We start from the raw sequence: 19,642 nt of genomic DNA, 5'->3' as shown, positions 1-19,642 counted from the left end.
GCACCCCCTCTCGAACTCGGAGGACTCTTCTTCGCGGACGTCGGACCGAACCGCGGGGCGTCGGCGGCTTCGAGGAGGCGTCGGCCCTTCGGGACGGCACCGACGGGATCCACACGCCCGGCCACTGTTGCTCGGGGCGAGAACGCGAGGCCCCTGTGAAGACTGTTCCGGACAGCGTCGCCCTCGACCGGCATGAGGTGGCATCCGAACGAGCGGACGGGGCCTCGCGCGTCGGCTCCGATCACCGTCCGATCCGCGTCTGCTTCCCCTTCGTCGGAGACGATCTGGGTGGCAGCCACGTGTCCGCCGCCAAACTCGTCGCCAATCTCGACCGCAGCTGCGTCAAGCCGGTCGTGGTGCTCCAGCATGCCGACGGCCCGGTCGCGGCGTTTCTGAAACGGGAAGGATTGGACTACGTCCACCTCTCGCTTCCTGAGCTCCTTTCCGCAACCGCGCCGATGACTGCGATGCGGGGCTACGTCCTGCAGACGCTCCCGCGGATCCGGCGCTTTCTGCGGGACGGCCGGTTCGACATCGTCCACACCAACGACGGCCGGACCCATGTGAACTGGGGACTGGCTGCGCGCCTCGCCGGGACCAAGCTCGTCTGGCACCATCGCGGCGATCCGGACGCGTGGGGCGCCAACCACCTGGCGCCCGTCCTCGCCCATCAGATGGCCACCGTCTCGCGGTTCTCGCGTCCGTCACGGCCCGTTCTGCCGCTGAAGGACCGCCTCCATGTGGTTCATAGCCCGTTCGACCACCCTCCGGTCGTTCCGGATCGCGAGGCTGCCAAGGCGGCGCTGCTTCTGGAACTCGGTCTGCCCCAGCAAACGCGGATCCTCGGCTATTTCGGCGGTCTGATCGAGCGCAAGCGGCCACTCCTGTTCGTCGACGTCATCCATCGCTTCCGCGAGCGCCATCCGGACATTCCCGTCGTCGGCTGCCTCTTCGGCGTTTGCGCGCCGGACGGCCGGCATGTGGAAGACGAGATCCGGGACCGCGCCGCGCGTCTGGGGATCGGCGAGGCGATCCGTCTCATGGGGTATCGAACTCCCGTCGAACCGTTCATGGCGGCAACCGACGTGCTCCTGGTGACGGCCATGGGTGAGCCGTTCGGCCGGACGCTGATCGAGGCGATGTTTCTTCGAACGCCGGTCGTCGCGACCGATCATGGCGGCAATCGGGAAGCGATCCGGGACGGCGCCAACGGATATCTCGTCGAGCCGGAGAACGCCGACGCCTTCGTCGAGCCCGTCGCCGCGCTCCTGCGCGACCCCGGCACCGCCGAACGGATCACGGGCGCGGCGCGCGAAGAGGCCTTGCGCCGCTATGGGACCGCCGGCCATGTCGATCAGATCATGACGCTGTACGGCCGGGCGCTCCGGCGCGCTGACCTCTCGGCGGCGGAGCGGCGCGCGGCGGGACGCCCGACCTGACCCCTCGCGCTTTGCAGGTCAGGCGCTTTCGGGCGCCAGAAGCGGATAGTCGGCGGGTTCGGTCTTCTCCGCCCGTTCCCGCTGCGAGGCTCGCAGCGCCCGATGGAGGTGCCAGCCGAGCCCGATCATCCAGACGGTGCCCATGACGATATGGGCGATGTTCGCTCCCATCGGCCCGATCTGCGGCAGAAGCAGAACCGCCGTCACCTGGAAGATCACCGTCGCCGTCACCACCACGACGAGCACGTCGCGCGGGCGGCCCATGGCGAGAAGCGCCACGCGCGCGGCCGAGCCCGACAGGGCGAGCGCGACCGCGAACATCTGGACCACGACGAGATTGGCCGCCGGAAGAAATTGCGGACCCGCCGTCCAGAGAAGAAGCCGATCGACGCTCACCGCCATGAAGACGACGGCGGCCACGCCCGCCGTAAGGAGAAGCAGTTCGACCTGCAGCACGAGGCGCTTGAACTCCTTGATCTTGCCCGCCGCCCACAGGCGGGACACGTCGGGATAGATGACGCTCTGAACGAGACCGCCCACCTGCTGCGCCATGCGCCCGATCCGCTTGCTGATATGGTAGAGGCCAGCCGACGCGGGATCGGTCAACAGGCTGACGAGGAGCGTGTCGAGCTCCTGGGAGCTCGACTGGATCGTCAAGGACAGGTTCGACGACCAAGCGAAACCCCAGATGCCGGGGAATTTCTGCCGCAGACCGGCAAGAGAAGCGCCCAGAATGTTGCGCACGCCCTGCCGTCGCAGGGTTCGCAGTGCGAAGCCGAGAAGCGTCATGTTGCCGAGGATCTGCGTGAACGCCCAGACGAACGCGAAATAGCCAAGCCCCGCATCGTTCATCAAGCCGACGAAGCAAAGGGCAACGCGCAGCAATGCCGTTCCAAGCTGGCCATAGGCGAGGAGGCTGAACCGCCCCGCAAGGCGCTGGACCGCGGTCGGCATGCTGGGGATCTGGAAGAGAAGAACGGTCGAGAACAGGACGAGGACATGGACGCTGTCCGCGGTCCATCCGAGGTAGGGCGCCGCCAGATAGGCCCCCGATATCGCGATGAGCCAGGCGCAGAGCGCCGAGCTCATGTCCATCAGCAAGCCGAACTTCAGAAGCTTGCGAAGGTCTTCCCTTTGCTCCGCCGTCGACAGGCCCGCGCCGTACTTGATGATGGGCTGCCAGGACTGGAAGCTGGCGATGCGCTCGATCACACGCGTATAGGCGAGCATCAGCGCAAGTTGCCCGTACTCGGCGACGCCGAGGCTGCGAGCGCACAAGGCGAAGGCGATCAACCCGAGGAGGGAGCCGGCGAAACTGCCGGTCAAGAGGTGCGCGATGTTGACCAGACGCCGGCCGTTGCCGCTTCCGTTCGCCGACCCGCGGACCTTGGACGGAAGGTTTCGGATCGCTTTCGACAGGATCACAGCCACCTCGTCCCGTATCGTTGCATTACACTGAAGGCAGCCGGCCATCCGGCAGCATCGACCGGGGTGCCGGATGGATGATCGCGATCGTGCGACCACCGAGGCCGCAACGAGTAAGACCCCTGCGGCGCGGCGCATCGGCATCCTGGTCGAGGGCTGCCACCGCGATCCGAACCACGAAGCAAGCGGCACGTTTCACGAGATTGGAGCGCCGCTCGGGGGCGCCGTCCAGCCTCTCCTTTTGGCGTAGATGCGTCGCCTCGATAGCGTCCAAGGTCCATCTTCCGAATGCGCCGCGAACCGCCGTAACTGGGCCGAGAAAATGGATGGACGATCTTGCCCAGTTCCGCTGCAGAAAGAGAAACGGAGTTTCCCTTCGAAACGATCGGCGCTCGCCCCCGGGACCGACCCTTGCTGCGCATCTGCATCGTGCTGCCGGGATTGAGCGCAGGGGGAACGGAGCGCGTCGTCAGCGTTCTCGCCAACGAGTGGATCGCGCGGGGCTGGGCCGTCACGCTGCTGACGCTCGAGAACGCCGACGCGGTCCCGTATTATCGCCTCGACCCCAACATCGAGATCCGCAAGCTCGGCGTTCCGCCTTTCAAGAACACGGCCGCCAAGGCGATGTTCGCCGGCGTCCGCCGGGTTCGGGCCCTGCGCTGCGCGTTCAAGGACATCAAACCCGATCTCGTCTTCAGCTTCCTGACGCGAACGAACGTCATGGTGCTGGCCGCGGCATCGGGTCTTCCGCTTCAGGTCGTCGTGTCGGAACGCAACAACCCGGCGCTCCAGGACGTCGGTCCGGTCTGGGGTTTCCTGCGAAACACGTTCTATCCCCGCGCCTTCGGCCTCGTGACGATGACGAGCGGCGCCCTGGCGTTCTTTCCGCCTGCCCTGCGCAAGAGGAGCTGGGTCATTCCCAATCCCGTGGACTTGTCGGAGATCGGCGAACGGCGGCGGGAGGGCAAGACGCTGGTGGCGGTTGGCCGCCTGGTGCCGCAGAAGGGGTTCGATCTCCTGCTCCAGGCCTTCGCGGACGTGAGCCGCGATCACCCGGAGTGGACGCTCGTGATCTGGGGCGAAGGCACGAGCCGGGCCGAGCTCGAGAGGCAGCGCGACGAACTCGGCCTGACGGCGCGGGTCAGGATGCCGGGCGTGACGCCGAAGCCCGGCACCTGGGTCGAAACCGCGGACGTCTTCGTCCTCTCCTCGCGTTTCGAGGGCTGGGGCATCGTTCTTCTCGAGGCCATGGCGGCCGACCTGCCCGTGGTATCGTTCGACTGCGAGTGGGGCCCCCGGGAGATGATCGAGGACGAGAAGAACGGCATCCTCGTCGAGCGGGAGAATGTCGGCGCATTGGCCGACGCCCTGCGCCGAATGCTGAGCAGCCCGAGCCTTCGCAGCCAACTGGGCGACGCCGCCGGGATGACGGCCCGGGAGTTCACCCCGCAACGGATCGTCGATCGCTGGGACGAAGTGGCGCTCGCGGCCTTCGGTTCGCGGCCGGATCCGCGACGGCGGACGCGTCGATATCGGATGGAAGCGATCTGACGCCGCTTCGGGGCCGGCGTTCACGGGGCGTGCGAGCCGCTATGCCTTCGCAAAGACCCAGAAGCGCGACGCTGCGAAGTTCCACAGGAACACGATCGGGACGGTCACGACCTTCGCGGCGACCGGCGCCAGATACGTCGAAAGCGTCGCGACGAGGGCCGTGCTGATGGCAAGGCCGAGCAGCATCGACAGGGCGAACCTGACCGCCTGGCCGTGCGAGCCAGCCGCGCGGAACGTCCAGCGCCGATTGAGGCTGTAGCTCACCGCGATGCCGCAGGAGTAGGACAGGAGGTTGGCCGGCGCCGGCGGCACGCCGGCATTGGTCAGCCCGGCGAACAGCACGGTATCGAGAAGCGTCGTGACGACGCCGACACCCGCAAAGCGCAAAAGCGTCGCAAGAGCGTTCGCCGCATCTTTGCTCTTCACGCCTCGACCCCGTCGCGGATCGCGAGCCTCACCACGGGCCGCGGCCCCACCTCGACGATCTCCTCCACGATCGTGGAGGGGCGACGTTTCGACTGCATGAAGATGCGTCCGACATATTCGCCGAGGATCCCCATGAACATCGCATTCAAGGTGATCGCCAGGAGAAGCAGGATGGTGGTGGTCGCAAAGCCCCGCGGCCAGCCGCTGCCCAGGACCAGCGCACCGACGATGTAGCCGAACAGAAGGAGTGAGGTGAGGCTTCCCACCAGGAGGCTCGTCCACGAGGCGAGACGCAGCGGCAGAAGCGAATGGTTGAGCACGGCGTCGACGCCGAGCATCAGCATGGCGCGGAAGGGAAACTTGCTCGTGCCCGCGACACGGTCGTGACGATCGTAGGGAAAGCCGACCTGGGCAAAGCCCATCGCGCTGATCAGGCCGCGCAGATAGGGCGAGGTGTCGTCGATGTCGCGCAGCTCGTCGAGGATGCGCCGGTCGACCAGACGAAACTCGCCTGCGTTCGGCGGCAGGTCGTCCTCGCTGAGCGCGTTGACGAACCAGTAGAAGCCACGCCGCATCAGGGCGACGTGCCATCGGTCGGGCAAGGACCGGCGCACGCCGTAGACCACCTGATGCCCCTCGCGCCAGAGACCCAGCATGTGCGGTATGAGGCTCGGGGGATCCTGGAGGTCGCAATCGATCTGCACCGAGCAGTCGCCGCGCGCCGCCTTGTAGGCCGCAAGCAGCGAGCGCTGGTAGCCGATGTTGCGGCTGAAGCGGATCACGCGCACGCGCGCGTCCTGCTGCGCGATGGCGCGCAGGAGCTCGAAGGTGCGGTCGGTCGAATGGTTGTCGGTGAAGACGATCTCGCATTCGTAACCCGGCAGTTCGGCGAACACGGAGACGATCGCCTCGTAGCAGCGCTCGACGTTGGCCTCCTCGTTGAAGGCGGGCACGAGAACGGAAACGAGCTTGGGGGTTGGCACGAGCATCGATCAGACTCCCGTTGAAACAAGCTCCCGGCCGGGCGTCGGATGAACGCGCGGGCCAGCCACGATGCCCAGCCGCGTCACCGCCCGGCGCCATCGATACCAATCCACGGTTTCCGCCAATCCCTCGCGCCAGTCGGTGCGCGGACGAATGCCGAAGCGCTCGCGGGCCTTGTCGGTCGCGCAGCACAGATGCGCCGAACCGGACGGTGCGCCCGCTTCGAAGCGTACGAGCGCGGGATCGCATCCGGTGAGCGACACGATTTCCGCCGCGACCTCTCGCATCGTCGGCGCGACGCCGCTGGCGACGTTGACGATCCCCGTGGCGCGCTCGTCCACGAGCCGCATCAGCGCATCCACGACGTCGTCCACATGGATCAGGTCCCGCCTGTCCCCGGGACGCCGGATCACGGTCTCCGATCCTTCCAGACAACCGGCGACCAACCGCGGGATCAGGTAGTCCGGCGACTGTTCGGGACCGAAGACGAGGGCAAGGCGCGCGGTCAGCACCGGAAACGGCAGGCGAGGTGCGATCGCTCCCATGATCTGCGTGGCGGCAACGAGCGCGGCGCCGTAGGCCGTCACGGGTTGCTCGCGCGCGACCTCGGCCTGCGGCACGGGAGCGGAGCCGTACTCGGCGAGCGATCCCGTGCGAACGAACGCCGCGGGTGGGCGCGGCAGGGCCGCGGCCAGCGAAAGAAGCCGCACGAGGCCGCCGAGATCGTCCCGGACGAAATCGGCGACGTCGCCGAGATCGGCTCGCTCGGGGCGGCGCGGCGAGGCAGCCAGATGCACGATCCGCTCTGGAGCCGCGTCCTCGAGGCAACGACCGAGCGCGGCCTCGTCGCGAAGATCGAGACTGTGGCACACGAGTTCGCGTCCCACCCGCGTCAGCCGCGCGTGGTCGGAACCCGGCCGGACCGTGACATGGACTTCGTGGCCCTCCGCCAGCGCGCGCGCCGCCAGATGCGAGCCGACGAAGCCGCCACCGCCGGTGATCAGGATGCGAGACATGACGGCGTCCCTTTCGCGTAGCGCTGCCCGGATCCCGCGGTCAGCCAACCGGCGTCACACGGCGGGCGGATGATCGCCCTTCGGCCGGACAGGTTGGGTAGTCGGGGCCATACGATCTTGGCGCCGGCAACGAGCGGCCATGGATCAGGCTCCCTGCAACTGGGCCGACGCTGCAGGAACAGATTGGGTCCGAAAGCCCGCCGCGGTCCTGTTGGGATGAGACCGTTCGTCGGCGAAGCTTTCGAAGCTCTCGTGGATGAAGGCGATCTGTTCGTCACCCAATCCGTGATGGCATGCGAGGAGAATGCCGCCGCGCATCACCGCATCGGCCTGCGGGTATCCGGCGGGGTCGGCGCGAACCTCGACGCCGCGCATCGCAGGCTGGCGCAGGATGTTGCCGGTGAAGACCGGGCGTGTCTGGATGTCGCGCCGCTCCAGGAAGATCTGCATGTCGCGCCGCGTGAACGGGGCATCCTCGCGCACGGTCAGCGGGAAGGCCAGCCAGCCGGTGCGCGCCTGCGGCAACTGGCTCGGCAGCACGAACCAGTCCTCGTAGCGGCGGAAGAATTCGTATTGCGCGGCGAAGTTGGCCTCCCGCGCCTCGATGTTGCGATCGAGCTTGTCGAGCTGGACCAGCCCGAAGGCCGCGCCGATCTCCGAGGGCTCGACGTTGAAGCCGAGTTCCTCGAACAGGAACTTGGCGTCGTACTCGAAACCGTCGAGCTCGACATTGAAGCGGTTCTCGATCGTCTCCGATTCCACGAAGAGCGAGGACGTCCGCCCCCAGGACCGCAGAAGCAGCGCCCGCCTCGCCAGCGCCTCGTCGTTCACGCAGAGCATGCCGCCATTGCCGGCCGCCGTCACCACATGCGATCCGTAGAAGCTGGTCGTGCTGATGTCGGATCGCGTGCCGGTGCTCGTCCCGCGCAGCGTCGCGCCCAGCGTATCGGCGCTGTCCTCGATGACCATCAGCCCGTGCCGGTCGGCGATGGCGCGAATGCGGTCCCAGTCCGGCAGGTTGCCGATCAGGGACGGGATCATCATCGCCTTGGTCCGAGGGGTGATCGCCTGTTCGATCTTCTCGACGTCGATGTTGTAGGTGCCCTCGGTGGCATCCACGAAGACGGGCACGAGCCCGGCGCGCACGATCGGCGCGACCGTGGTGGCGAAGGTCAGCACCGGGGTGATCACTTCGGCGCCCTTCGGCAGGCCCAGGATCTCGATGGCCAGGTAGTTCGCCGATGAACCGGAATTGACCATGATGCCGTGGCGCTTGGCAAAGAGCGCGGCAACGCGCTCCTGTAGGCTGCGCACCTGCGGCCCCATCTGCGTGGATGTGCGCAAGGTGCGCATCACCGCTGCGATCTCGTCTTCGCCGAAGACGGCCTGTCCGTAGTTCACACGCATGCCGCGACCCTTGCCTGTTGTTCGGAGAATGGAAGGATGTCCGAGAGGGTCGGACGAGGGGACGAGGCTTCCCATCGCTCGACATAGTCGGCGATCTGCCGGAGGCTGACGTCGACCATGGCGCTGGGATCGCGCACGAAACTCTGGTGCCAGGCCACCGTTTCGCCCACGGCATCCTCCAGCGAGAACACCGGTTTCCAGCCGAGCTCGACGAAGGCCTTCGTGCTGTCGAGGCGCAGAAGCGTCGATTCCGGCGGGCCGCCGTCGCTCTCGATGACGAAACCGAGGCCCTCGTGCTTCATCCGGCGAGAGGTGAGGAGTGCAAGGGTCGCAACGTCGACGGCGGCATCGCGGTCGCAGCCGAAGTTCCACGCTCCGGCAAACCGAGACCCCTCTTCGACCAGACGCGCCGCCAGCATGAGATAGCCTCGAAGGGGCTCCAGAACGTGCTGCCAGGGGCGAACGCTTCGCGGATTACGAAGGCGGGCGGGCTGGCCCTCCTCCATGCCGCGGATGAGATCGGGAAGAAGGCGATCCGTGCTCCAGTCGCCGCCGCCGATCACGTTGCCGGCCCGCACGCTCGCCAGTTGCGGCCCCTGCGGGTCGCGGAAGTAGGAGTCGCGATACGCCGAGGTGACGAGTTCGGCGCAGGCCTTGGACGACGAGTAGGGATCGTGACCGCCGAGCGCGTCGCCCTCGCGGTAGCCCCAGGCCCATTCGCGGTTGTCGTAGCATTTGTCGCTGGTGACGACGACCACAGCCTTCAGGCCGGGCATCTCCCGCGCGGCCTGGAGAACCACGGCCGTTCCCATGACGTTCGTCATGTAGGTGTCGACGGGGTCGCGATAGCCGTCGCGCACGATGGCCTGGGCCGCGAGGTGGAACACGAGGTCGAAGCGCTCGCCGTCCACCGCCGCCCGAAAGCTCTCGCCGGAGCGGATGTCGCCCCGCCGCCCGTCGATCACCTCTTCCAACCGAACCGCGTTGCAGAAGGAACGCGGCTCGGGCTCCAGCGAAACGCCCGTGACCTCGGCGCCCAACCGGCGCAACCAGAGCGCCAGCCATCCGCCCTTGAAGCCCGTATGACCGGTCAGGAGCACCCGGCGGCCGGCAAGGGCCCTGCGAAGCTCGGCTTCAGACATGGATCGGCTCGCGCTGCGGCAGATTCAGGACATGGGGGGCGAGCTCGGCCGGGTGTTCCGGCATGCCTTCCAGCCAGGGCGGCGTCGCCTCCCGACACAGGCCGTCGAGATGGTCGCGGTCGCGGATCGTGTCCATCGGGTGCCAGAAGCCGTCGTGCTGGTAGGCGAACAGCTCGCCGTCGCGGGCGAGCTGCGACAGGGGCGACTGCTCCAGCGGCTCCGACAGAGCCGGGATGTAGTCGAACACGCCCGGCTCGAAGACGAAGAAGCCACCGTTGATCCAGGCTTCCTTCTGACGAACCTTTTCGCTGAAATCGACGACCTGGCCGTCCTCGATCTCGAGCGCGCCGAAGCGCGCCGGCGGACGCACGGCGGTGACCGTCGCAAGGCGGCCATGGGACCGGTGGAACGCCAGAAGCGCCTTGAGATCGATATTGCCCACGCCGTCCGAGTAGGTGACCATGAACGTGTCCCGCCCGATCCAGTCCCGGAGCAGCAGCAGGCGACCGCCCGTCATCGTCGAAAGGCCGGTATCGACCACCGACACGTTCCAGTCGAGCGGACGCGTCGGGCGCAGCGTCATGACGCCGCTGCCCAGTTCGACGGTGAAGTCGGCCGTGGTCAGGTGAAAGTTCTGGAAGTAGGCCTTGATCGACATGCATTTGTAGCCGCCGGCGACGACGAAGTCGCGGAACCCCCAGCGACTGTAGATGTCCATGACATGCATGATGATCGGCCGCCCGCCGATCTCGACCATCGGTTTGGGAACGCGCACCGTTTCTTCGGCAAGCCTTGAGCCGAGACCGCCGGCCAAAAGAATCACCTTCATGACCGCCTCATTCGCCGCGATTGTTGACACCGCGGTTATACAGTCGGCGGAAACCGAAGAGCTTTGTCTCTTGGGGGGTGTTGCCCGTCGCGATCTGCCCGAATGGCTTAAAGCCGTTGCCCCATGATCCGTGTCGATACCGGCCACGCCAGGCCCGATCTCTCGAAACGGCTGGAAACCTCCTCTTTCGGGTAGGCGGTGGTAGGCAAGGGCTGGCTGAAAGGCCTAGCGGCGGCAAAGCGCGGGCTCGCTGAACTTCTCTTAGAAAAGACCAGGCCAGCAGACCTTGTGTCGTTTCGTCGAAAGGGACGTTCCCGCCATGTCCATCAACGCGGTCCGGTTGGATATCCCCCGCTTGCCGACGGCGACACGGGTCATGCCGTTTGTTGCCGGCGCGCTGACGGTCTGTCTGTTCCTGCGCCTCATGAATTTCGAACTGCGGCGCGACGAGCAGCTCTACGTTCCGCCGACCCGCCTCCTCGACGATCAGTCGATCTACCAGGACTTCTTCTATAACCACACGCCGGGAGCCGCGTGGCTGTTCCACGCCATCCGTCGCCTGACCGGTTCCGATTACCTGCTGCTCGACGCCCGGCTCGGCGTGTTCGCCGGCTGGCTGCTCCTGATCGGGGGGATCGGGGCGATCAGCTATGCGCTGACGCGCTCCTATTGGACGAGTTGGGGCATCGTCGTTCTCACGCTGGCGAACGAACTGTTTCTGTCCGTCACCGGCATGGGGGCGACCAACAACTTCCTTCCCCTGCCCTTCGCCTTCCTCGGCCTCGGCCTCTTCACGCTCGCCGTGGTGTCGACACCCGTGCGGAGCGCGATGGCGGCGGCGGCAGGCCTTTGCCTTTCCCTCGGCGTCGTCTTCAAGATCAGCGGCGTGGCCTTCATTTTCCCCGTCGCGCTGGCGGCTCTTCTCCTGCCGCGCGAGCTCGCCTTTCGAGAGCGCCTCGTCCGCGTCGTCTTGCCACTCGCTGTCGGCGGGCTCGTCGGCGCCTTGCCGATCCTCTTCTATCTCGTGTCCGATCCCACGGGGTTCCTCGCCCACGTGGTGGGGTGGCATATGGGACCGCACGCGCAATACTGGCTGTCCGGTGCGGCACCGGACGAAGGCGCCGTCACGAGCCGTGCCGGCAAGTTGACCTTCGCCTACGAAATCTGGATCGGCGGCGCGGGATCGCTGGGTCTCGTCGCCCTGCTGCTGCTTGCGCTGATCCGCCGCCAGGACCCAGCGCCGCATCGCTCGGGGACCGGAGCGCTCCTGCTTCTGGCCGCTTGCGCGTTCTGCGTCGGCGCAGCGTTCAGCCTCCTGCCGACGCCGAGCTTCCCGCAGTATTTCGCGCCGCCGCTCGTGTGCCTGCCGCTCGCGCTGGCTCTCCTCGCGCGGGACCTCTCGAAGACGGCACGCGCGCAAGCCGCGGCGGTACTGCTGTGCGTGGCGACGATCGCCCTTCTCGCCCAGGCCCCCCGCCTCGTCCAGAATCTGGCGACCCTCCCGCATCCGGAGCGATGGGCCGTGGCACGGGTCCATCAGGCCGGGGTCAACATCGCCCGGCATCTGGACGCCGCCCAGCGCCGGGGCAAGGTCGCAACGCTCGCGCCGCTCTATCCGCTCGAAGGCGGCCTTCCCGTCTACCCGGAGCTCGCAACCGGCCTTTTCGCCTACCGAACAGCGACGCTGACGCCCGCATCCCTTGCCAGCCACTACAGGATGGTGTCGCCGGCCGGGATCCCCGCGCTTCTCGCCTCGGATCCCCCCGCAGCCCTTCTCCTCGGCTTCGAGCCGGCGTTGGAGAAGCCGCTCCTCGACTATGCGCTTTCCCAAGGCTACCAGCCCGTTCCGGACTTTGGCATCGTCGATCGCTACGGCACGGGGCGTCTCTACCTGAAGCCCGCGGACTGAAAGCCCGGATCGTCAGACCGGTCCGGGGATCCCGCCCAGGCGGCTGATCCCTCCGGCCCCCACGCGCGCGTGCCGCTCCGACAGCGCGTCATCGATCAACGCGTCCCACCGAGCAAACACCGTCGCCGTCGAATACTTTCCGGCGATGACCGGCCCCGCATCCGCCATGCGCCGTCGCAAGGACGCATCCAGCGAAACGCGAACCATGGCGTCGGCAAGCGCCTGTATGTCGCCGGCCGGCACGAGCGGATAGCCCGGTGCATCGCGAAGTATGTCGGCGGGCCCCCACGGGCAATCGAAGGCAACGACCGGCGCGCTCCGCGACAGGGCTTCGATGAGAACGTTCGGGAAACCCTCGAAACGGGAGCTGAGGACGAAGACGCAGCCGGCCGCCATCCAGTCGTCCGGCGACGAGACCCGGCCCGGCAGCCGCACCCGCTCCGCAAGACCCAGTTCCCCGATCTGCGCTTCGAGAGTGCCGCGATCGGGCCCCTCGCCGAAGATCGACAGGGATGCGGACGGCACGTGCGGCAGGATGCGCGCGAATGCATCGACGAGGAGATCGAAACCCTTCTGCGGGTCGAGCCGGCCGGCCGCAATGAAATGCGGTCGCCAACTGGCGGACTTCCACGCCTCGGCGGGCGGCGCGACCGGATTGGGAATGACCACGGCCTTCGCACGCAGCGACGGGGGCAAGGCGGCCTTGGCCTGCCCCGTCTGCATGACGAGGCGCGTGCCGCGCGCCGCCCAGCGAAAGGCGCCGTGCCATAGCGGATGCATCTTCTGGACCAGGAAATTGTTGCGCTCCGACAGCACCAGGCACGTGCCGAGACCCGTCGAGGCGATCGCCGTCAGGACGTTGATCTTGGTCAGAAACGATAAGGTGACATCGGGCCGCAGACGACGAAGGGCCCGACGCAGGCGCCACAGGCGCCTGATACTCGTCAGGAAGCGGGGCCCACGCGGGTTTCCGAGCGCAAGAACGTCGATGTCGTTCCTGTAGGAGAAGAAGGACACGGGATCGTCGGCGTTGACGGCGACCACCGTGATGCGGTCGCCGCGGTTGCTGCGATGATGGGCCAGCATGTTGACGATCTTCTCGGTGCCGCCGGTATCGAGGCCCGCGAGAACGAGCACCGTATGGATGGCCCGATCGCTCGAAGACCTGACGGTCCGAGGGTTTCCTTCGATGCCGATCACGCGGTGGCTCCCCTTGTGGTTCCCCTCTGCGCACGGGCGGCGACAAGGGTTCGGAATCGATGGCCGGGACGGCGGGACGCCCGGTCGCCTCGTCGGGCATGGAAGACGGACATCATCGCCGGGATGCCCCTGCTGGCTGATCACGCGCTCCAAGCGCTAGTCCTGCTGGCCCACCACCCGCAACCTAGCCAAAAAGATGACCCCATCCCTCGACTGGGCGCGCCATGGGTCGCCACGCGGCGGCCTGGGCGACGACGTCCCTCGTGAGTGACCATTCCCTTTCAAAGGTCGTCTCATGCGGGGCAGGCGTTCGCCGCGCACCTGATGCGTTCGGACGTATGCCGGTTGGTGGACAGGAGGGGTGCGTCGTCGAGGTGAAGGAACCGGTCGTCGCCTCGCCCGGGTGCGGGGACGGAAAGGTTCTCAAGGGTTGAAGACGACGGCGACCTCGGCAGCGGCGTCGGGAGCGATCCCTGTGGCGCGATGTGCGGCCTCGCCGACCCAGATCCCCCAGACCGGCGATGGCGGCACGACGGGCCTGCCGACGAGACCGGCCCGGCGGTTAACCGTGACTGAGATCCGAACGACGGTCGAACCCCCGGTCGCATGAGGAAGCGATGGTCGCGCACCCGTTCGCGCCAAGTTTCGGCCGACAAGGCTGCCGCGGCGGACCGACCGCATCGGTGCCGTGCTCGATCCGCGCCCTCCTCGCTGCCCTTGCGTAAGTCTTTCGTCCGATCGAGCGGCGACGCTTACGTCTTCGTTGCCGAGGCCGCATCAATTTGATGGTTCTCGGTTCATCCGAGAAGCGGGACTCTGGGCACAACTTGTTCGATAGCGGGCTTGGGCACGCGTTTTGTGTATGCCGGCAATGTCGCCCTCCGAAGAGCGCTACAGACGATCAAAAAAGGACGAGCGGCACGTGCCGCCGTCGTGGCTGGGGTAACGAGCCCCGCCCGTCCCGCCGTCGAAACAGGAAGGCTGCCGACGGACGGGCAGCGAATGTCGCGGGCATGCGACGGTCCCATGCTGACCGCCCGACGGCGCAGGCGGTCGAACCGCTGAGATGCGCTCGCAGCCGGGAAAGAGCTTACGGATTGATCGAAAGCGACCGGGATTTTCTCGTCTTCCGCCACCGCATATCCTCGCTGGAAGCGGATCTCGGATGAAGCGTCTTCAAAGCAATATCGCCGATGTAGCTGAGGGTGCCGAGCTGGTGGCGGTTGCTTCTTCCTGCTCTTCAGAGCATCGCACCCGTTCGATCGCAGACTTTCCTTCTATTGATCACATGTCCCAAAGGCCGAAATACCCTTCGTAGCGCTCCCGCCCTCTGCCGTATCGGGCCTGTCCCCACACGCTTGGGCATCGATCTCGATCTAGAGGGTGTTTCTTCTTGCACGATGCGGACTCTATTCGTCTCCAACCATCGACGACCGTCACGCTCGTGTACCGTTTATCCCTTGGTCCTGACGTCGAACGACAGGGTTCGATCGAGCCAACCCGCACACGGCCATCGACCTCGGGAGATCATCCATCTTGCAGCGATGCGGCTTGCAACAGCACCGGGAAGAAGCAGTGCATCGAGCCTGCGCGCTGCGGAGTCATGGTCTTCGCGCGCGGCAGGAAGGACCGCAAGCGCTGCTTGCTCGCCGTGATCTCGTGAAGGGCGTCGTAACGAAGCTTGTTTCAGGAAGATTACGTTCTCGCGACTATGTGCGAGTTTGACATAAGTTTTTACTACTCTGTGGATAAGTGAATAGCCACGCGGCAACAACCGAGTGCCGCAACGTCCAGCCCGGCAATGCGTTATCAAGTGCCGGATTTCCTTGGTCTTGTGCTTTTCGTCACACCTTACCAATTCGTAATAGGCAATATAGATGCATAGGTTGAGTTAAGGGATCGTTAACCGAATGCCAAAGGTGCAGGGCCTGGCATTCCCACGCGATCGGACGGGTCGGACGGGCCCGTCGCATTCCGCCTAAATGATAGGGATGACGTGAGATAACATTTGTGGGGTCAAGCGATGAGCGCCGTGCATGATGCCTCCTCCTTCAGCATTCACCCGGTCGATCCGAGGGTTTCGCCGCGTGTCGTCGGCCGTTTCCTCAACGAATCCCGGCTCGAGGATTACAGACGGGGTCTCGACCGGGTCAGCCCGCTGACGATCGCCGTCATCGACGATCGCCCGCTGATCCGAGACTGTTTCGGGCGCGGGTTGAGAGCCGTCGACGAGACGCTGGAGCTTCACTATTTCTCGGATCTGACGTCGCTCGAGGCGTCGGAGGCGGCCGTCGAGCGCATCAACATCATCCTGATCTGCGCAACCTGGTCGAAGGCGAAGTCCGACGTCTACATGTCGCAGATCGCACAGATCCGCGCCGACCGGCCGGAGACCGACACGATCATCCTGTCGGAGATCGAGGACGTCTCGGATGTCCTGCGCGCCTTCGAGTTCGGGGTGCGCGGCTACATTCCTCCGACCGTCAGCCTGGAGGTCGCGGTCAGCGCCATGCGTCTGGTGGCGGCCGGAGGGATCTATGTCCCGGCCAGCATCCTCTCCCGTTGCGAACAGCTCATCCGTCAGAGCCCTGCCGCCAACCCGCATGAAGACAGTGTCAGCCTGTTCACGTCCCGGCAGATGCTGGTGATCGATGCTCTGCGCAAAGGCAAGGCCAACAAGATCATCGCCTACGACCTGAACATGTGCGAGAGCACTGTGAAGGTGCATGTCAGAAACATCATGAAGCGACTGAAGGCTCGCAACAGAACCGAAGTCGTCTACCTATTAAGCAAGCTGGAAGGCGCTGGCAATACAATGGGTCAGTAAGATTATTCCTTTACGACTCCTGATCGGGGACGCCATACGTCTTTTGTAAGTCAAGCCGGGCGAGGAGAAGCGTTCGATGCGTGAAAGCTTGCAGACCATCGGTTCGCTCAACGGTGAATCCGCGAGGGATCTGCGCACGCTCCCGATGTTTCACCGCGTGTCCGAAACCACCATTCGCGAACTCAACCGGCAGGCGCGTTGGCTCGACGTCCGAGAGGGCGCAGCCATCGTCCTGCCGGGCGATCTTCTGGACAAGGTGTTCTTCGTCACGCGAGGCGAGTTCTGGTTCTTCGCCTATACGAAGGAAGGAAAGGTCGTCTCGCTGCGCGAGGCGGGGGTCGGGTCGTTCATCGGAGAAGCGGCGCTGGTCGGCGGTTGCGTGGCCAACTTCGCGGTCGAGGCATCCGTCGATTCCACCATCGCGGCGATCAAGCCGGCGGCGATCCTCGACCTGTTCGCCCAGGACCGCGAACTGGTCCTTTCGATCTTGCGGAGCACCGTCGATCGCGAACAGATCCTGATGGAACAGGTCGTCGAGCTGACGACGCTCGACGTCAGCCAACGCATCCGAAGCGAGCTCATGCGCCTCTGTCGCAAGCATGCGCGGCACGATGGATCGGCATGCATTCACCCGATCCCCACGCATTCCGATATCGCGCGCCGCATCGGCACCTATCGCGAAGCGGTGTCGCGCGCGATGAGCCATCTGCAATATGCCGGCATCATCATCCGGGAGGATGATCGCCTCGTGGTGCCAGACATCGCCAAGTTGGCGTCCTGATCCGCACCACGCACGGCGCCCCGCCCCAGGCGGATGGGGAGCTTCCTCGTCCCTTGGAAGACGAGGCGCCGTGCACGACGGGCTGCGCAGTTAAACCTTGGCAAGGAGGCGTCGACCGGTGAGCCGGGGTCCGGTCTCAGGCCCGCCGTCCGAGCGATCAGGTCATGCCGGCGGACGGTGAAGACGGCTGACTGAATATCCCAGCGCTGGCAGTGTCATCCCAAGACGCCTTGCTCTTCGACGCGACGTCGCGTCCGCGGCTCCCGCTTCGCCGGCATTTGCGCGCGAATTCTGCCCGCTCGCGCCGCGGACGATCAGCCCGGCACGGATCGTTGCAGGAGACCGCGATAGATCTCCTCGTCGCCGCAGAGCCCGGCAAGACGGCCAAGTTCGTCCACGAGCAGGATCGGATGGTTGGTCTGGCGCTTCAGGGCGATCGCGGCGCGCAGCTTGAGATCGGCCGGCGCGACGATCACGTCGCACGGGCGATCCACCTGCCCTTCCGCCGCGTCGGCATGGCCGAGCGTGCCGCTTGCCGCCCCGATCCGCACCTCCTTCGGCCGATCGGCTCCGTCGAGCTCGAGACGGATGGCGCCGTCCCGGTCGAGAAGCACCGCGCCGCCGTCGCGTCGGAGCGAGCCGGCCGGGCGCATGAGGGCGGAGCCGCGCAGGACGTTCAGCGGGTTCATATGCTGCACGAACTCGGCGACATAGGGGGTCGCGGGCGACAGGAGGATGTCTTCGGCCGTCCCCTGCTGGACGATGCGGGCGTCCTGCATGATGGCGATCCGGTTGCCGAGCTTGAGCGCCTCGTCGAGATCGTGGCTGACGAAGAGGATCGTCTTGCGGATCGACTTCTGCAATTCCAGGAGCTCGTCCTGCAGCTTGGTGCGGATCAGGGGATCGAGCGCGGAGAACGGCTCGTCCATCAGAAGGATATCGGCATCCGTGGCGAAGGCGCGCGCGAGCCCGACGCGCTGCTGCATGCCGCCGGACAACTCGTGGGCGTATTTGTCGGCCCATTGCGTGAGGCCGACCATGGCGAGCTTCTCGTCGACGATGCGGTTGCGCTCGGCGACGGGGATGCCCTGCAGCTCGAGTCCGAGCCCGGCGTTCTCGCGCACCGTGCGCCAGGGCAGGAGCGCGAACTGCTGGAAGACCATGGAAACGGTGTGGGTGCGAAGATCGCGCAGGGTCGCCGCATCGCAGGACCCGACCTCCACGGCCCGCCCGCGATGGCGCACGATCGTCTGGCCTCGCGAGATCGTGTTGAGGCGGTTCACCGCGCGCAGCACCGTCGACTTGCCGGAACCCGACAGACCCATCAGCACGCAGATCTCGCCGGGGCGCACCGTGAGGTTGACCCCGGCAGCCCCTAGGACTGCGTTCGTCTTCTGGAGGATCTCGTCGCGCGTCGCGCCCCGATCCAACATGGCAAGCGCCTCGGCGCGCCGGTCGCCGAAGATAATGTCGACGTCGCGGAACTCGATCGCGGGAAGCTCTTCGTCCATGCTCAATGCCCCTTAACGGCGCGGCGCTCGGGCGCCTTACAGATGCGGTCGAGGAGGATGGCGAGGATGACGATGGCAAGGCCCGCCTCGAAACCCATGCCGATATTGACCGTGTTGAGCGCACGCACCACCGGCTTGCCGAGACCGTCGGCGCCCACGAGCGCGGCGATCACCACCATCGACAGGCTCAGCATGATGCACTGGGTGATGCCCGCCATGATGGTCGGCAGGGCATAGGGAAGCTCGACCTTGAGGAGGAGTTGCCGCTTGGTGGCGCCAAAGGCGCTGGCCGCCTCGCGCAAGGTTCCCGGCACGGACGTGAACCCGAGATAGGTGAGCCGGATCGGGGCGGGAATGGCGAAGATCACGGTGGAGATGAGGCCGGGCACGACGCCGAGGCCGAAGAGCACGAGCGTCGGGATGAGGTAGACGAAGGTCGGGATCGTTTGCATCAGATCGAGGAACGGGCGCATCGCGGTGTAGACGACCGGGCGATGGGCGGCGGCGATGCCGAGGGGAACGCCGAGGAGCACGCAGACGAGGGTCGCGCAGAAGACCAGGGACAGGGTCTGGATCATCTCCGTCCAGTAGCCGAGATTGACCACGAGCAGCAGCGACAGGAGCGCGAAGGCGGCAAGCGCCAGCGAGCGATGCAGCGCATAGGCACCCGCTGCGACGAGCGCGATGAAGACGAGCGGCGGGATGGCCGAGAGACCGGCCGTCAGGCCGCCGATGAGGAACTCCAGCGTGACGGAGATCGCGTCGAACAGGCCTTGCGCGTTCGTCGTCAACGCGTCGACCAGGCTGCGCAGCCAGACGCCGAGGGGGATCTTATGATCGATGAGCCACTGCGTCATGCGTCCTCGAAGTCCGGCTGATGGGAAGGAAGGCGGCAACCTTTCCGGCAGGCGCGGATCGTGGTGCGACGTCGCGCGCTCGAAAGACCGGGGAGATGCCGTTCCACCCCGGGTCCCGTTTCTCGCGGCGCTCGGCCGCCCCGCTCAACCCTCGAGGGCCGCCTGAACGGCCTCGGCCCCCGGTTTTCCGTCGAAGGTGGTCACGCCGTCGAGCCATGGCTTCCAGGCGTCGGGATGGGCGGCGAGCCAGGTGCGGGCGGCCGCCTCCGCGTCCTCGCCCCCGTCCAGGATCGCCCCCATGATCTCGCTCTCCATCGGCAGCGTGAAGACGAGGTTGG

15 protein-coding genes and 1 pseudogene are annotated in these 19,642 nt (G+C 66.2%); 5 read left to right on the top strand and 11 right to left on the bottom strand.

Annotation, left to right across the window (positions count from 1 at the left end):
* Positions 1-155: 155 nt before the first annotated feature.
* The gene (locus AUL34_RS14435; protein ID WP_061935000.1) at positions 156-1,439 is read left to right on the top strand and encodes a glycosyltransferase family 4 protein; all 1,284 of its coding nucleotides are present in this window, start codon (positions 156-158) and stop codon (positions 1,437-1,439) included.
* Between the two features lie 18 nt (positions 1,440-1,457).
* Here the strand turns inward: AUL34_RS14435 and AUL34_RS14430 are convergent, their stop codons facing one another.
* Positions 1,458-2,870 carry a lipopolysaccharide biosynthesis protein gene (locus tag AUL34_RS14430; RefSeq protein ID WP_244492581.1) on the bottom strand — a complete coding sequence of 471 codons (1,413 nt, stop codon included), beginning with the start codon at positions 2,868-2,870 and terminating at the stop codon, positions 1,458-1,460.
* Between the two features lie 405 nt (positions 2,871-3,275).
* Here AUL34_RS14430 and AUL34_RS14425 point away from each other — a divergent pair, with 405 nt between their 5' ends.
* The gene (locus tag AUL34_RS14425; protein ID WP_061934998.1) at positions 3,276-4,415 is read left to right on the top strand and encodes a glycosyltransferase family 4 protein; all 1,140 of its coding nucleotides are present in this window, start codon (positions 3,276-3,278) and stop codon (positions 4,413-4,415) included.
* Between the two features lie 39 nt (positions 4,416-4,454).
* Here the strand turns inward: AUL34_RS14425 and AUL34_RS22620 are convergent, their stop codons facing one another.
* The 6 genes from AUL34_RS22620 to rfbF all read right to left on the bottom strand — a co-directional run bounded on the left by AUL34_RS22620 (position 4,455) and on the right by rfbF (position 10,219).
* Entirely contained in the window at positions 4,455-4,841 is a 387-nt protein-coding gene (locus AUL34_RS22620; protein WP_061934996.1) for a GtrA family protein, read from the bottom strand.
* Positions 4,838-5,830 (bottom strand): glycosyltransferase family 2 protein, encoded by a 993-nt coding sequence (locus AUL34_RS14415; protein WP_061934994.1) that lies wholly within the window; start codon positions 5,828-5,830, stop codon positions 4,838-4,840. The genes AUL34_RS22620 and AUL34_RS14415 overlap by 4 nt, the downstream gene beginning before the upstream one ends.
* A gap of 3 nt (positions 5,831-5,833) precedes the next feature.
* Positions 5,834-6,841, bottom strand: coding sequence for an NAD(P)-dependent oxidoreductase (locus tag AUL34_RS14410; RefSeq protein WP_061934992.1), 1,008 nt, complete (start codon positions 6,839-6,841; stop codon positions 5,834-5,836).
* A 144-nt stretch (positions 6,842-6,985) separates the two neighbouring features.
* Positions 6,986-8,248 carry a DegT/DnrJ/EryC1/StrS aminotransferase family protein gene (locus AUL34_RS14405; protein WP_061934991.1) on the bottom strand — a complete coding sequence of 421 codons (1,263 nt, stop codon included), beginning with the start codon at positions 8,246-8,248 and terminating at the stop codon, positions 6,986-6,988.
* On the bottom strand, positions 8,239-9,390 hold the full coding sequence (rfbG, locus tag AUL34_RS14400; RefSeq protein WP_082653388.1) for a CDP-glucose 4,6-dehydratase: 1,152 nt from the start codon (positions 9,388-9,390) through the stop codon (positions 8,239-8,241). The genes AUL34_RS14405 and rfbG overlap by 10 nt, the downstream gene beginning before the upstream one ends.
* On the bottom strand, positions 9,383-10,219 hold the full coding sequence (gene rfbF, locus AUL34_RS14395; RefSeq protein WP_061934989.1) for a glucose-1-phosphate cytidylyltransferase: 837 nt from the start codon (positions 10,217-10,219) through the stop codon (positions 9,383-9,385). The genes rfbG and rfbF overlap by 8 nt, the downstream gene beginning before the upstream one ends.
* A 376-nt stretch (positions 10,220-10,595) precedes the next feature.
* Between rfbF and AUL34_RS14390 the strand changes: the two genes are divergently transcribed.
* Positions 10,596-12,128: a hypothetical protein gene (locus AUL34_RS14390; protein ID WP_156420934.1), complete on the top strand. Its 1,533-nt coding sequence runs from the start codon at positions 10,596-10,598 to the stop codon at positions 12,126-12,128.
* Positions 12,129-12,140: 12 nt separating this feature from the next.
* On the opposite strand, the gene AUL34_RS14385 is transcribed toward AUL34_RS14390, so the two are convergent.
* Positions 12,141-13,328, bottom strand: coding sequence for a glycosyltransferase (locus AUL34_RS14385; RefSeq protein ID WP_061934986.1), 1,188 nt, complete (start codon positions 13,326-13,328; stop codon positions 12,141-12,143).
* Between the two features lie 2,023 nt (positions 13,329-15,351).
* On the opposite strand from AUL34_RS14385, the gene AUL34_RS14380 reads away from it, so the two are divergent.
* Entirely contained in the window at positions 15,352-16,155 is an 804-nt protein-coding gene (locus AUL34_RS14380; RefSeq protein ID WP_061934984.1) for a response regulator transcription factor, read from the top strand.
* Positions 16,156-16,231: 76 nt separating this feature from the next.
* The gene (locus tag AUL34_RS14375) at positions 16,232-16,936 is read left to right on the top strand and encodes a Crp/Fnr family transcriptional regulator (RefSeq protein ID WP_061934982.1); all 705 of its coding nucleotides are present in this window, start codon (positions 16,232-16,234) and stop codon (positions 16,934-16,936) included.
* Positions 16,937-17,250: 314 nt separating this feature from the next.
* Here the strand turns inward: AUL34_RS14375 and choV are convergent, their stop codons facing one another.
* The 3 genes and pseudogenes from choV to AUL34_RS22615 form a co-directional block, all read right to left on the bottom strand.
* On the bottom strand, positions 17,251-18,447 hold the full coding sequence (gene choV / locus AUL34_RS14370; RefSeq protein WP_061934980.1) for a choline ABC transporter ATP-binding protein: 1,197 nt from the start codon (positions 18,445-18,447) through the stop codon (positions 17,251-17,253).
* Between the two features lie 2 nt (positions 18,448-18,449).
* Positions 18,450-19,304 (bottom strand): choline ABC transporter permease subunit, encoded by an 855-nt coding sequence (gene choW / locus AUL34_RS14365; protein WP_061934978.1) that lies wholly within the window; start codon positions 19,302-19,304, stop codon positions 18,450-18,452.
* A 144-nt stretch (positions 19,305-19,448) separates the two neighbouring features.
* Positions 19,449-19,642: pseudogene (locus AUL34_RS22615) on the bottom strand (glycine/betaine ABC transporter substrate-binding protein); the annotation flags it as partial.

The organism is Aureimonas sp. AU22, assembly GCF_001463745.1.
Taxonomy (GTDB): Bacteria; Pseudomonadota; Alphaproteobacteria; order Rhizobiales; family Rhizobiaceae; genus Aureimonas.
This window is presented reverse-complemented; position numbering and strand designations above follow the sequence as displayed.

Excerpts from the sequence above, each read along its gene's own strand:
- AUL34_RS14415 (WP_061934994.1), bottom strand. The coding sequence starts at position 5,830 with ATGCTCGTGCCAACCCCCAAGCTCGTTTCCGTTCTCGTGCCCGCCTTC.
- AUL34_RS14410 (WP_061934992.1), bottom strand. The coding sequence starts at position 6,841 with ATGTCTCGCATCCTGATCACCGGCGGTGGCGGCTTCGTCGGCTCGCAT.
- AUL34_RS14405 (WP_061934991.1), bottom strand. The coding sequence starts at position 8,248 with ATGCGTGTGAACTACGGACAGGCCGTCTTCGGCGAAGACGAGATCGCA.
- rfbG (WP_082653388.1), bottom strand. The coding sequence starts at position 9,390 with ATGTCTGAAGCCGAGCTTCGCAGGGCCCTTGCCGGCCGCCGGGTGCTC.
- rfbF (WP_061934989.1), bottom strand. The coding sequence starts at position 10,219 with ATGAAGGTGATTCTTTTGGCCGGCGGTCTCGGCTCAAGGCTTGCCGAA.
- AUL34_RS14390 (WP_156420934.1), top strand. The coding sequence starts at position 10,596 with ATGCCGTTTGTTGCCGGCGCGCTGACGGTCTGTCTGTTCCTGCGCCTC.
- AUL34_RS14380 (WP_061934984.1), top strand. The coding sequence starts at position 15,352 with ATGAGCGCCGTGCATGATGCCTCCTCCTTCAGCATTCACCCGGTCGAT.
- AUL34_RS14375 (WP_061934982.1), top strand. The coding sequence starts at position 16,232 with ATGCGTGAAAGCTTGCAGACCATCGGTTCGCTCAACGGTGAATCCGCG.
- choV (WP_061934980.1), bottom strand. The coding sequence starts at position 18,447 with ATGGACGAAGAGCTTCCCGCGATCGAGTTCCGCGACGTCGACATTATC.
- choW (WP_061934978.1), bottom strand. The coding sequence starts at position 19,304 with ATGACGCAGTGGCTCATCGATCATAAGATCCCCCTCGGCGTCTGGCTG.